Source organism: Ravibacter arvi, assembly GCF_039540405.1.
GTDB classification, from domain to species: domain Bacteria; phylum Bacteroidota; class Bacteroidia; order Cytophagales; family Spirosomataceae; genus Ravibacter; species Ravibacter arvi.
Window position 1 is genome coordinate 173518 of sequence record NZ_BAABEY010000024.1, and the last position, 13884, is coordinate 187401.

7 protein-coding genes are annotated in these 13884 nt (G+C 51.3%); all 7 read right to left on the minus strand.

Annotation, left to right across the window (positions count from 1 at the left end):
• Nucleotides 1–49 precede the first annotated feature (49 nt).
• Nucleotides 50–1396: a DegT/DnrJ/EryC1/StrS family aminotransferase gene (locus ABD852_RS12945; RefSeq protein ID WP_345029545.1), complete on the minus strand. Its 1347-nt coding sequence runs from the start codon at nt 1394–1396 to the stop codon at nt 50–52.
• A gap of 25 nt (nt 1397–1421) precedes the next feature.
• On the minus strand, nt 1422–2531 hold the full coding sequence (locus ABD852_RS12950; RefSeq protein ID WP_345029547.1) for an alpha/beta hydrolase: 1110 nt from the start codon (nt 2529–2531) through the stop codon (nt 1422–1424).
• A gap of 25 nt (nt 2532–2556) precedes the next feature.
• Nucleotides 2557–4278: a RagB/SusD family nutrient uptake outer membrane protein gene (locus tag ABD852_RS12955; RefSeq protein ID WP_345029549.1), complete on the minus strand. Its 1722-nt coding sequence runs from the start codon at nt 4276–4278 to the stop codon at nt 2557–2559.
• Nucleotides 4279–4290: 12 nt separating this feature from the next.
• Nucleotides 4291–7761, minus strand: coding sequence for a TonB-dependent receptor (locus ABD852_RS12960; RefSeq protein ID WP_345029551.1), 3471 nt, complete (start codon nt 7759–7761; stop codon nt 4291–4293).
• A 219-nt stretch (nt 7762–7980) separates the two neighbouring features.
• Nucleotides 7981–9048: a FecR family protein gene (locus ABD852_RS12965; protein WP_345029553.1), complete on the minus strand. Its 1068-nt coding sequence runs from the start codon at nt 9046–9048 to the stop codon at nt 7981–7983.
• Nucleotides 9049–9201: 153 nt separating this feature from the next.
• Nucleotides 9202–10680 carry a RagB/SusD family nutrient uptake outer membrane protein gene (locus ABD852_RS12970; protein WP_345029555.1) on the minus strand — a complete coding sequence of 493 codons (1479 nt, stop codon included), beginning with the start codon at nt 10678–10680 and terminating at the stop codon, nt 9202–9204.
• 27 nt (nt 10681–10707) lie between these two features.
• A complete protein-coding gene (locus ABD852_RS12975; protein ID WP_345029558.1) occupies nt 10708–13860 on the minus strand; it encodes a SusC/RagA family TonB-linked outer membrane protein in 3153 nt (1050 codons plus the stop codon).
• Between the last annotated feature and the right edge of the window lie 24 nt (nt 13861–13884).

Consider the following 13884-nt stretch of genomic DNA (forward strand, 5'->3'; position numbering starts at 1 on the left):
TGCGGCCCGCAGGTTCGGGCCGCAGTCCGGTATTTTATTCCGGGGTAGCTCAAATGGTTTTGAGCTTGTCCCGGTTTTCGTGCACTTTGTGAATGGCATCCACAATTTTATCCAGCTCGCTTCTTTCGGCCAGTAAAGTTCCCGAGCCCCACATTACTACCATGGTCTGATCGGTAATCAGGTCAGTGTTTTTCAACTGCATACCCTCTTTGTAGCTTTTCAGTCTCTGCGGGGAAAAGAACTTCGTATAGGCCTTCAACCGGATGATGTTGTCAACCCAGGGCTCGCGATGAAGGCCGTTTTTGATGTAGGAAGTAAACGGTACTCCTTCTGCGTTAATCGCTTTTAAAAACTTCGCCCGGTCGGCCCCGTTGAAAAACTCTTTGTCATACGACATGGCGAAGTTATAGTAGGCGCCGCTTTCGGTGCCTTCGTATTGTTTTTGCGGTTTTAACCCCGGGAAATCTTTGAGTTTCGACGCCAGGTAGTTGGCGTTCGCATTCCTGATTTCGAAACGTTCTTTTGCACCGTCAAGCTGGCCGAGCAGCACCGCCCCTTCGAATTCATTCATGCGGTACTTCGGGCCGATACGTTCGTTCTTGCCTTGTTTGGAGGCCCCGCGGTTCTGTACCGTGAAACACTCGTTCATTAATTTTTCGTCGCTGCCTACTACTGCTCCTCCTTCGCCGCAGGCAATGGCCTTGCTGGCCTGGAAGCTGAAGGTGCCGAGATCGCCGATGAGGCCCACGGCTTTTCCCTGGTACCTGGAAAATGGCGCCTGGCAGGCATCTTCAATTACCTTGAGGTTATGTTTTTTGGCAATCGCCATAATTCTTTCCATGTTGGCGGGCAGCCCCATGATGTGCACCGGCATAATGGCGCGGGTGTTGGCGTTGATATGCTTCTCTACTTCGCCGGGGTCAAGCTGGAAGGACAACGGGTCGACGTCTACCAAAACGGGAAGCGCACGGCTGGTCAGAATGGCAGAAATTGTTCCGAAGTCGGTGTAGGGAGAGGTTATGACTTCATCACCCGGCCCTAGGTTCATGGCTTCCACGCAGGTGCTCAGGGCCTGGGTGCCTGATCCGGTTCCGACACAGTAAGGCGCGCCTACGAGCTTGGCAAAATGTTGTTCAAAGGTGGGAACGGTACCCGTAGCGGACTGGATACGGCTCCATACCCCGCTTTTTACCGTTTTTAATACGGATTCAATGACTTTATCATCGATGTACGGCCAGGACGGTCCGATTCGCCCCTGTCTGACTGCGCTTCCACCCAAAACGGCAAGCGTCTCCTTTGCGCCAGACATTCCCGGAGTGACACCCAGTCCTGCGGCGGCGGTGGTAATGGCTGCTGCTTTGATGAATTTTCTTCTGCTGAAATCCTGATTTTGCATGATGCTTTCGATTAATTGTGATGGGTTATTCGATCATGTGATCGAGGGGTTGATGGTTGAGCCGGGTATCTATCAGATGATATGCCGCCTTTCTTTGTGCGGTCGGGAAATCATGCCCGCCCGACGGATATTCGGCGTGTACGTTGTTGACAGCGCCCATAAGCCTGTATACTTCCTGAATGGGTTTCATCCCTGTTTTTACCCCCTCGGCTGAAAAATAATCTTCAAGCGGTGAATTGGAGAAAAAAGTTCTGGGAGCAATGGCGGCAACGGCCTCATGGAAATCAAATGGAAACAGACTGCCGTCGAGGTGATAGCGATGACGAAGAGGCGGCATGTTTACTTCCTGTGCCCAGGGACCCAGGCGCCCGCCATGCCTTTTTACTGCCTCTTCCGACCAGGGCTTATAGAAGTCGAATAGCGTCCAGCCGGAACTGGCGACCACGATTTTTAAACGGGTGTCAAACGCACCCAGAAAAATCGCATTGTAGCCGCCCAGGGAATGACCGATCACGCCGATGGCATCGGGGTTGATTTCGCTCCGGCTTTGCAGGAAGTCAACGCACCGGATGTGGTTGAAAACACCTTTTACAGCTCCCGACTCGTAGCGGTCGGACGCGAAATCATAGTCCCGGAGCGCGCCGTACCCCGGGAAATCGGGAGCCAGCACCGCGTATCCGCGCTCAGCCAGTTCTTTGGCGTAGGCGCGGTTGGCCCTGGGGCTCTTCCCGTCGGTAATGTCCTTCCCCAATTCGCCGGTCGGGTGGAGCGCAAGCATTGCAGCGAAAGGCTTTTCTGCCGCTTTGGGAACGTAGTAGTAGGCAGGAACATTTTCATTTTCCGCTACCGCGAGCTGCAATGTATAGCGGGTATACCGGTCCGTTACCAGGCTATCCCGGAATACAGCTTCAACCGGTTCGTTCCGCTTTGACACAGGGAGGCTTCCCATGCCCAGCTGAAGGTTCTCCAGTATCTGCTTGCGACGGGCCAGCCATTCTTTTTTGCTTTTTATCCGGTGGTTTTTGCCAGCGGAATCCTTGTAGGACAAAAGATCATAGCTTTTCTCTGAAGCAATGGGCAAAAAGCCCATTGCCAGCAAGCATCCTGTCAACCACAAAAGCAATTTTATGTACATGGTTCAACTGCTCTGAAAAACGGTCTTATTCCCACCCCGGATTTTGTTTTAAGCTGGGATTAAGGACCAGCTCCGACACCGGTATCGAATTCAGGTAATCACGCCCGGGCTTGAACCCGTATCCATCCGGCATGGCATTTTTATAAGGATCCAGAAAGCCGTTGGCATCTACTGGGAACGGGTTTATTTTTACTTGCGCCGCTTTGAATCCCCTGGGCCTTTTTCCGACGATGAGTTCATCGGCGGCAGCCCATCGCGCGATGTCGTCCCAACGGAAGCCTTCCAGCGACAACTCTACGCGGCGCTCCCGGCGTATTTCATTGATATAGTCCGGGAGCGCCGGGAAATCCCAGTTAGGGTCTTTCGTAATACCGGAGAGTACCAGGTTCGGCATGCCGGCGCGGTCACGCAGTTTTTTGACGGACATGTCAATATCGGCTTGCGTAAGCTGTCCTAATTCTGCCTTGGCTTCGGCATAATTTAGCAAAACTTCGGCATATCGGAACAAGATGGACGGAGTTTCTTCATATTGTGAAACGTGGTATTTCAGGTCGGGATTGTAACCTTTCAGTATTACATAACCGCTTGGCGCATTGTCTCTTGCCGAAGTGTTGAGCATGGCGTACAGATCGCGGTACAGCTGCGTCTGGCCGGTTGGCTGCAGGGTCCATAGCTCTGCGGGTGTCGCAATGGTCTGCGAGAACCGCGGGTCACGATTGGATTTTTCCGCTTCCAGGTCCTGGTAACCCTTAAAAAGCGGGCTTACCGAAACGGGCTTGCCATCGGCACATAAATAGCTGTCTGCAAGTGATTTGGTGATGGTTTTCCCATAAGGCGCGATCATGTAGTAGTTCCGGGTATTGGTAAACGAAGACTCACCCCTGGAAAGGTCATTGTTGTATTCGCGCCAGAACATTACTTCCGGATTATTGGCGTATGTCCTCAATTTGAAAAGGTCTTTGTAATCGCTTTCGGGCTTCCCGGTAGTGTAAATATTGTAGAGGCCGGATGCCATGATGTCGGAAGCAGCCTTTGCCGCGATGTTGAAATATTTCTCAGGCTGGGGATTTGCGGCGGCGAAAGGAGTTCCGGCGTGGTATTTTTGCCAGGTTCCTTCGAATAGCGCCACCCTGCTTTGCACCAGCAGGGCCATCCATTTATTGATGCGGCCGGAGCCCCGGGTTTTGTCCGCCGTAAGATACATGGCGGCGGTATCAAGCGAAGCGAGGATTTTGTCGGCAACCACTTCCCGGGGATCCCGCGGGTTGTACAATTCCGGTGAGCTGGTTCCCAACTCCGTGGAGAGCCACTGGATATCGCCATAGGTTTTTACAAGGTCGAAGTAAATAAGCGCTTTGAAAAAGTGGGCTTCGCCGAGGTATTGTTTGTAATCGTCGAGGGCATAATTCTGCTGAACGGCTTTATAGTGGTCGAAAAAATAGTTGATGCTCCGGACAGCCCCGAAAGCGATAGTACCCGACGTCACAATGGTGCGGGTTCCCTGGAGCCTGGTATCCGGGTCGAGCGCTACCTGGTTGTCGCTGTTGAAATCGTTTCCGTGATCATTGAATTTCGGGAAATTCGCATTGGTGTAAAACTGGTTGACGTAGGCTTTCAGATCGTTCGGTGTTTTGAAATAATGCAGCGACGTCACCTCGTCCAGCGGCGGGCGCTGCAGGAAATCGTCATTGCAGGCCAGCAAAGTACAGAGCGGTAGTAAAAGCAGGAGTTTATATATCGTTTTCATGAGTGCTTCGTTCTAAAAAGTAAGGTTAAGGCCGACAGACAATGAACGGAAGAGCGGGTAAATTACCCCGCTGCTGGAGTAGCCGCCGTATTTGGGGTCTGAAGCAAAAGCAGTTTCCGGATCGAATACTTTCGGCATACCGGAAATTAACAGCAGGTTTTCACCCGACAGGTATACCCTTGTCTGCTGTATCAGCAGTTTTTTGAGCAGGTTGGCCGGGACCGAATAACCGATCTGGAGGTTTTTGAGCCGTAAATAGGCAGCATTCATGATATATTTCGATTGCACCTGCCTGTTTTTGAGCGTTTCTGCGGTAAAGTAGGGCTTGGCGAAGTAGGCATCGGTATTGGGCCCGAGAAGGTTGGTTTCGCCCGCAGGCCGCCAGTAATTGAGCGACTCCGAATCTTCGAACACGGCTGAGCTACCCCAGGCGCCGGTCAGGCCCCAGAACAGCATCGAATTGTTGTCGGGAGAGTAATCGCGACGACCGATCCCCTGCCAGAACATACTGAAATCAAGGTTTTTCCACCTCAATCCCGCATTGACCCCAATGTTGTAACGGGGCATATAGTTGCCTACCACTTTGAGGTCACCGTGGTCGTCCAGTGTGCGGGTACCGTCGGTGATTTTATTGTCGCCGTCCAGGTCTATATATTTCATATCTCCCGGCCCCCATTTCGGGTGAAAGCGCGACTGGTCGGCCATGGGTTCGCCTTCAGTCTGGATGAGGCCGCCGGTTTCATACCCCCAGATCTCACCATATTTTTTGCCTGCATACCAGGTGTCAATCAATCCTTTATCGTTTTTGTATTTCAGGATTGTCGACGTATTATCTCCCAGGCCGATTTTGACATCGTAAGAAAAGGAAGATGACAGCCGGTCTTCCCAACCGACGAGCAGTTCAAAGCCTTTGGTGAGCAGCTCGGCATTATTGGTTTGCGGAGTAGCGGCGCCGAGCTGATAGGGCAGCGTCACGGATGGTCCGAGCATGTTGGTCGTCTTTCTCCGGAACCAGTCAAATGAAAGTGTGAGCCGGTTGTTGAGAAATCCTGCGTCAAAACCCAGGTTCAGGGTCGTAATGGTTTCCCAGGTGAGGTTGTCGCTGATTAGTGCCGGGGCGGTCGCGTAGGCCGGGCGTTCCTGGTCAATGATCCACGAAAGTTCGTTGTAGACCGGGATCGTCGATAAATACAGGTAGTTGTTTACGTTCTGGTTACCGAGAGCACCATAGGAAGCCCTCAGCTTGAGCATTTTTACGTAGCGCTCCAGGGGCTGCCAGAAATCTTCCTGGGAAATATTATATCCGGCTGATGCGGAAGGAAAGAAGCCCCACCTGGATTCTTTCGCAAACCGGGAAGAACCGTTGTAACGCGCGCTGAATTCGAGGAGATACTTTTCGCGATAGTTATAGTTAAGACGGCCGAAAACACCGCGGGTAGCCCAGTGGTATATTTCGTCGTTGACTGTTTTTTCTCCCAGCGACGTCCGGAGTGACGGAACTTCTTCCGTAATCAGGTTGACGCCGGTAGCAGACACCCCCGAAAAGTACCGTTCTTCCTGTTCAAACCCGACCATAGGCTTGAAATAATGGCCGCCTACGATTTTTTCATACGAAGTAACGGCATTGATCAGCCGGTAGGTGTTTTTGCTGAATGAGGTATTGTAACCGGTCGATGGCTTGCCGATGTTGCCCTGTGCGCCCGTTCCGACCTCCACCCACACCGGTTTCGGATTTGCGGTATTGCTGCTGCCGATGCCGTTGTAATTGTAGGTCAGGTTTGTTTTCCAGCCTTTTACAGGCTCAATCTCGGAGCCGAGCGTGATGAAAAAATCGTTTACCTCGGTTTTGTCTCTCCCGGTACCTTGCGACCAGCGTACGATCGGGTGCTGAATGGTGCCATTAACGTTGTACAAGGGCATCACCGGCGCAAACTGCAGGGCAGCGACGAAAAAATTGTCGCGGGTAACCGTAGTTTGCCCCACGGGGTAGTCGGTTTTCCCGGTAGCGTACTTGACGCTGGAGTTGAATTTTAACCACTTGGTAATCGTCGTATTAAAATTCGTCAGGAAATTGTACCGTTTGTAGTAGTCGTAACCGTATGCGTACACGCCATCCTGGTCAATGAAACCGCCGGAAACGTAGTATTGGGTTTTGTCGTTACCGCCCGACACATTGATATTGTGCTTCTGGTTAAAAGCAAAATCTTTCATGAGCAGTTGCGGCCAGTTGTTGTTGGCGTTTCCTTGCTGGCGGCCGGCCCAGATGGTATTGGGCGGGTTATTGGGGTCGTATTCGGTTTTATATGATCCGTCCAGGTAGCCTCTGATCCGGTCCATCTGGGCGTCGCCATACACCGGTGCTAGGCCCGCATTGGCATTGGCCTGGTTGAAGGCGGTTGCCCAGGTAAGCGAGTTGACCTGGCTCGGTACCCGTACGGGTGAGGAAAGTGCGAGGTTGGTTGTATATTGAATGTTGACCTTATCGCCGCGGGCGCCCTTTTTTGTAGTGATCAATATTACGCCGAAGGGCGCTCTTGAACCGTAGATAGCCGATGCAGATGCGTCTTTCAGGACCGAAATACTTTCAATTGATTCCGGATCTACGTTGTTGATGTTCATCTCAACACCGTCTACCAAAACCAGGGGTGAGCCGCTGCCGTGCAGTGACCCGGCGCCCCGTATATTCCAGGTAGCGGTAGCGCCGGGTTCGCCGCCGCGCATGCCCATGGTGATATTGAGGTTGGGGGAAGCTCCTTTTATCAGGTCGGCGACGTTGTTTGCCGGGCGGTTTGCCAGGCGGTCACCGCTGATGACATCTACCGAGCCCGTGAGGTTTACCTTCTTCTGGGTGCCGTAACCGATCACGACTACCTCTTCAAGGGCTTTTTGATCTACCTCCATTCTGATATCCAGCTGAGCCTGGTTGCCGATCGCCAGCTCCTGGTTCAGGTAGCCCACGAACGAAAACACCAGGTTGCCGCCGCTGTCAGGTATTTCCAGCTCAAAATTCCCGCTGACGTCGGAGACGGCGCCGCGCTGTGTACCTTTCAGCATGATGTTTACCCCCGGCAGCGGCTCGCCTTTTTCGTCTTTGACTGTTCCTTTTATTACTCTTTCAGGCAAAGGAACGGCCTGGCCGGGATCCGGATCTTCAGCGGGCCTGGCTATTTTATCAAGCACAATGTGACCGCCAGAAACCTCGTAGGTTACCTCAACAGGCTTCAGGAGCTTGTCGAGTACTTCGGACAAGGTGGCATGCTTCATCGTGATGGACATGATATGGCGGACGGGGATAACCTGCGGGCTGTAAACGAACCTGACTCCGGATTGCTTTTCGATGGCCCTCAGGATTTCTCCCAAATCACTGTTCTCCTGGTTAATGGTGATACGCTGTGACAATAGGTTCTGACCTGACAGGGATTCAGCCTTTACGACGCCGATAAGGATAACGGCTAAAAAAAGTGGAAAAAGTCCAATTTTCATAAAGAGACTCAGGTTCTTTCGAGGGAATTCCCGTTTTTTCATTATCATTGTTAGTTTTTGGTTGTTCGACTTAACAGGCAAAAACCATCCTGTCCATCCGAAAGGATCGATTCCCGAAAAGGGGAGGATGATCGTCCGGCAGTGTGGCCGCACGGCCGGACATTTTTCAACATTGCGTTGACATACTTCGGTACCGGGCAGGAATATGCCCGATGGGTATTAAAAATTACAACCCGGGCTCGAGACAATAATGATCCCGTCTTTTTCTTCGATAGTGGCTCTTACCGGGCGACAAATGAGCCTAAGCTTATCCCAAAAGGATTCGGCGCCAAAAGAGGCATTGATCTCGCAGTTAGCGAGTTGTTTTTTATCATAGACGATGGTGACGCCGTAGGCCTGTTCCAGTTCTTCAAAAATGACGCCGATAGGCACGTTTTCGTAGACATACTCGCTTTTCTTCGGCTGCCGGACTTCCACCGGCTGTTCAACAAGTGATTTTGTGAGCAGGTTGTCTTCTTTTGAATAGGTTACCTGCTGGTTGGGGTACAGCACCGTATTGTCCTTGTTTTGCTGAGCAACGGTAGAAACCTCCACGCGTCCCGTCATAACGCGCACTTTTGTTTTCCGGGTGGCGGCTTCCGTGCTTATTTTAAAGCTGGTACCCAGAACGGTCGTCAATAGCTCCCCCGTTGAAACGCGGAAGGGTTGTGCGGGGTTTTTCACCACATCGAAAAAGGCGCTTCCTGATAGCCTAACCATCCTTTCCCCTTTTTCGGCGTAGCGGAAAAATACAGAAGCGCCCGGGTCGAGCACTACTTTGCTTCCGTCGGGAAGAACTGCATTTTTGAGGTTGGCTTGCCGGTTTTCCACCTTGAACCAATTGCTGTTGCCGGCATCGGCGGTCTGCGGTTCAACGGGTCGTTTTTCTGCAAATTTTTCGGTCGCCCACCAGCTTAAGAGGAGAATTGCCAGGGCGGCTGCATACCGGATCCACCTGATCCAACCCCTGGTGATATGCGGATCCTGAGACTCGGTCACCCCGCGTACCTGGCTGATCGTTTTTTGTATGGCATTATCGATTTCCTTCTGTGTAAGGGTGGCTTCCTGCGACCGCATCACTTCAAGCAATGCAATGCCTTGCAGTATTTCCTGTTTTTTACTCGGGTTTTCGGCGGTCCATCTCATCCAGAAATCACGCGCTTCCGCGTTGTTCCCGAGAATCCACTCCCGGAAATATGCTTCCCGGGCGAAATCACTGGCAGTAAAGTGCAGGTACTTTTCTGACATAGTTAATTAAGGGTTGTATTGAGGAGAATGTGAAAATTGCCGGGCATACCCTATATATTCAAAAAAAAACAGCAGGAGTTTGAAACTCCTGCTGTCTCGGGTTGAACCGTAGGGTCTGACCCGGGAAAGGGGCCCGCCCTACGGCTACTGAAATCAATAACCTTCGTTTTGCGTCAAAACATTTTTATTAGCCAATTGAATTTGTTCCCACGGTATCGGGAAGTATTTCATGAAAGGCTGTGCATTTCTGACTACAGGGACCGCTTTTCCGGTTGAAGGATTGTATTCGCCTTCAATGGTTTGCAGAACCTCTACGAAACGACCTGTCCGAACGAGGTCGAACCAACGGTTGTTCTCGACAGCGAGTTCGAGTCTTCTTTCGAGAAGCAGCTTGTCCATGAACGCTTTGTCGGTTGCTACGTCGGCCGCTACGTAGTTTTTGTCAGCTGATTTGAACGCCCGCGCACGTACTTTGTTCAGTTCAACAAGTGCCTTGTCTTTTTCGCCTAGTTTGAAAAGGACTTCCGAATAAAGAAGGAGCATATCGGCGTAGCGCAGCAAGGGGATATCAATTCCTGATGAAGTTGATACTTCGGCAGGTACTCTCCATTTGCTGAAATATGGCCACCAGAAAGCGTCGGCGTCGGAGGTAGCGGTCCAGATAAGGGCGTAGTCTGTAATGGTCTGATCGAAACGCGTATCGCCTTTTTCGAAAGCCTTGTGCAGATCCCAGGTGGGGCGTCCTACGCGGCTACCCACGTTGGAATACCCTTTCACTCCCCCGTTAGGCAGCAGCAACTGGCTGAGTGCATGGCCGTTGGTGCCACCTACGTAAGCCAGTGAGAAAATAGCTTCCTTGTTGGTCTCGGTTGCCAGTTGGAAAAGGTCCCTGTAGTTCGGCAGCAGCTCGTATTTGTTCATAGCGATTAGCCTTTCCAGGAGGGTACGCGCGGCAGCCCAGTTTTCGCGGTACACCTGTACTTTCGCGAGAAGCGCAATGGCGGCGCCTTTGCTGGCACGCCCCTGTACAGTTGTTTCCGGAAGCTGGTCGATGGCTTCTGTCAGATCCTGAACAATGAAATCATAGATTTCCTGCTCGCTCGCACGACCTATGTTCTGCGCATCGGTGATGCCGAGCACCTCGGTTACTTTGGGCACACCGCCGAAGATACGTACGAGGTCAAAATACTGGTACGCCCTCAGGAATTTAAGCTCGCCCATGTAATTGTCTTTCTTGCTGCCCGTATAGTCGGTCGGCACGTCAATTTTCGACAGGATCAGGTTGGCGCGGAAAATACCATTGTAGGTAGCCTGCCAGAAGGAGTTGATCTTCTGGTTGGTCGGCGTTACGTCAAGTGTGTTGATCGCGTCCATTCCCGGCGAAACGGCAAAGTATTCGCCGAACATATTGTCTGAGGGCACTTCCATTAGTTCGAAGTCGGTCGGAACACGTGATTGCAGCCTGCTGTAGACCCCAAACACCCCCAGTTCAATGTCGCGTGCGTTGGAAAACGCATTGGTCGTCGTAAGAACAGATTCCGGGATCGGATTGAGCAGCAGATCCTCGCAGGATGTGAGCGAGAGGGTCAGTGCGAGCGCCCCGGCAATATGGATATAACTTTTTCTTTTCATGTTTTTAAATCAATTTTTTAACCCCGATCAAAACCCGAAATTGATGCCCAGCACGTACGTACGGTTAATTGGCTCGGAACCCATATTCACCCCGGGTGTACTGTTGATTCCTGACACCTCACCCAAGGTGGTACCTTCGGGGTTGTAGGACGCGTTCAGTTTGGATTTGATCAGCAGCAGGTTGTTGAGTGAAGCGTAGATTTTGAAGTTGCTCATCTTCAGTTTCTGAGCAACTTTCGGCATCGTATACCCGATGTTGACGGTCCTCACACTCAGGAAAGAAGCGTTCTCAAGGTAATAGTCTGTGTTGGTATTGTACTGGAATAGTTGGCTGAGCGCGAGTGCCGGCGTCTTACCGTCGCCAGGCTCGGCCTCTGACCACCATTGGTTTTCAACACGTGATCTTCTCATAGCGCCCAGTGTGTTTCCTTCGTAGGACTGGCTTTCCACGTTAAACATTTTCGATCCGAGGGAAGCCTGCATAAAAATGCTCACGTCGAAGTTTTTGTAGGAAAAATCATTGGTCATACCGAGCAGCGATTTCGGCATGAAGCTTCCGAGGACTACACGGTCGGCGGGGTCGATTTTGCCGTCGTTATTTGCGTCCAGCACAATCGGGTTGCCTGGTTTCGTACCTGCCAGATGCGGCTTGGAATCTATTTCATTCTGGTTCTGGAATACCCCGATCAGTTTGTAACCGTAATAAGAGAACATCGGAACGCCTTTTCTCAACAGGAAGCCCATTGACCAGTATTCATTAACACGCTCGTCAACCCCTCCCAGGTCCAGTACCTGGTTTTTGTTGTGCGAGAAGTTAAAGGCGGTGTTCCAGCGGAAATCGCCCCTGGCAATATTCCGGGTATTCAGCTCAATATCGATCCCTTTGTTTTCGATTTCACCCATGTTGCTGATGGTGCTGGTAAAACCCGTGATGGCCGGTGTGTTGACATTGTAAAGCATGTCATTGGTACGGTTTCTGTAGAAATCGACAGCCAGGTTAATGCGGTTCTGAATCAGGCTGAGTTCGAACCCGAGGTTGATTCCCTTGGTTTTTTCCCAGGAGAGCTGATTGTTGGCCATACTGGTTTGCGCGATTCCGTTCACCGTGATGTTGCCAGGCGAGTACAGAGAGTTGGCGACGGTTCCGAGGTATTGGAAATCCCCGATGTTAAAGTTACCGGTGATCCCGTAGCTGGCTTTCAGTTTTAATTCCGAGATGGCCGGGATATCCTTCAGGAAGCTTTCTTCAGAAACGCGCCATGCGGCCGAAACAGAAGGAAAGTTACCCCATTTGTTATCAGGACCGAAGCGGGAGCTACCGTCGCGACGGAAGGACGCTTCCACCAGATATTTGCCTTTGTAGCCATAGTTCACCCGCGCAAAGTACGAGATCAGCCCCCATTCGGTGTTGGAAGCCGTTGTGGCCGATGCATTGATGAGCGCGTTGTTAAGCGTTTTTACCTTGTCGTTGTTGAACGAATTGGCAACTGCCGCCATGGACAACGAGCGTAAAAGCGTGCGCTGATAAGAACTACCCAGCAAAGCACCGAAATCATGATCGTTGTTGAACGTTTTTGTATAGTTCAGGATATTTTCATTCACTGAATTAATCGTCCTGGTGTCGCCAAGGCTTCCATTACTATTTACGCCATTGTCGCCAATCCCTCCGCTCCAGTTGTTGTTCTGGCTGAAGCCGATGGTGTTCCCGATAGACGTCTTAAAGGTAAGACCGTTCGCTATATTGATGTCAAGTGCGGCGCGTCCGATATTGGAGAAATAGTTGTTAAAACTTTCAGTACCATAAAGGAAGGTGTAGGGGCTTGCCTGTCCGGAGTGCCCTGACGGGATATAATCAGCAGTACGCGGATATCGCCCGTTCAACCTTTCTGTTCCCACAAATGGCGGGTATTTGGAGAGGTTCAGCATGTTTGAGCCGGCCAGTCTTCTTTTGGAATAGGTTGGGCTCAATTCGAGACTCAGGTTGATAAACTTGTTGATTTTCATATCAACATTGGCCCGTACACCGAATTTCTTGTACCAGGAAGTCTTGAGTGTACCGCCTTCGTCCAGGTAAAGTGCCGATACGTAGTACTTAGACTTCTCGCTGCCCCCTGATGCCGAGATGTTATAGCTCTGGATCGGCGCGGTTTGCATTACTTCGTCTTGCCAGACAGTTTGCGGAAGCGTGTAGGTTTTGGAATTTACCTGGTAGGAAAGCGGTCTTGGCGTTTTACCGTTGTCGTCATTCATGGGAAGCGTCGGATCTCCGCCTGCCCAGACAAATTCCCGGTTTTGGTACCGCACCAGATAGTCATACCACTCTTTTCCGGTCAGCCAGTCGTCGAAAAGCATGGCTTTCGAAATACCGAAATAAGAGTTTACGTTGAGCGTTGTTTTGCCCGAAGTACCTCTTTTAGTGGTTACAAGAATAACCCCGCTGGCGCCACGAGAACCGTAGATCGCAGTTGAAGAAGCATCTTTCAACACTTCTACGGACTCCACGTCGTTCATGTTAAGCGTTGAGAGGTCACCACCCGGAAAGCCGTCAATAACGATCAGCGGGTTGTTTCCGGCGCTGATCGAACCCCAGCCCCGCACACGGATGCTGGGTGCCTCACCGGGTCTGCTCCGCGAATTTGATATGTTAACCCCCGCCAGACGTCCGGCAAGTACGTTCTCAATCCTACCTGACGGAACCTGCTCAAGGTTTTTGTTTTCGAGTTTGGTAACCGATGACGTTACGGAAGTCTTTTTACGGGTACCGTAACCAATTACAACCACTTCACTCAGGGCCTCCTCGTTAGGGGCCATCGCAATTTGCAGGGAAGTCTGATTGTTGATCGTTACCTCCTGCGTGACATAACCCACAAAGCTGAACACCAGTATGGCGCCCTCCTCTACATTTAAATCGAAATTTCCGTTTACATCGGTAATGACACCTCTCTGTGTGCCTTTAACGAGCACGTTTACACCGGGCAGTCCGCCGCCCTTCTCATCCACGACCACGCCTTTTATGCTACGGTCTGCATTCTGGTTGCCTGTCGAAGCTTTGGTACCGGCAGCCGGTAGCTCCGGGCGGGCATATGCGTCCGGCATAAAAAGAAAAGACAGGCTCAGCGAAAGGCATCCGGCTTTAACCAGAAGCGCTATTCGTTTTCCTGAAAGCGTATTTTTCTTCATTGTAAAAAATTAGAATAGTTTATA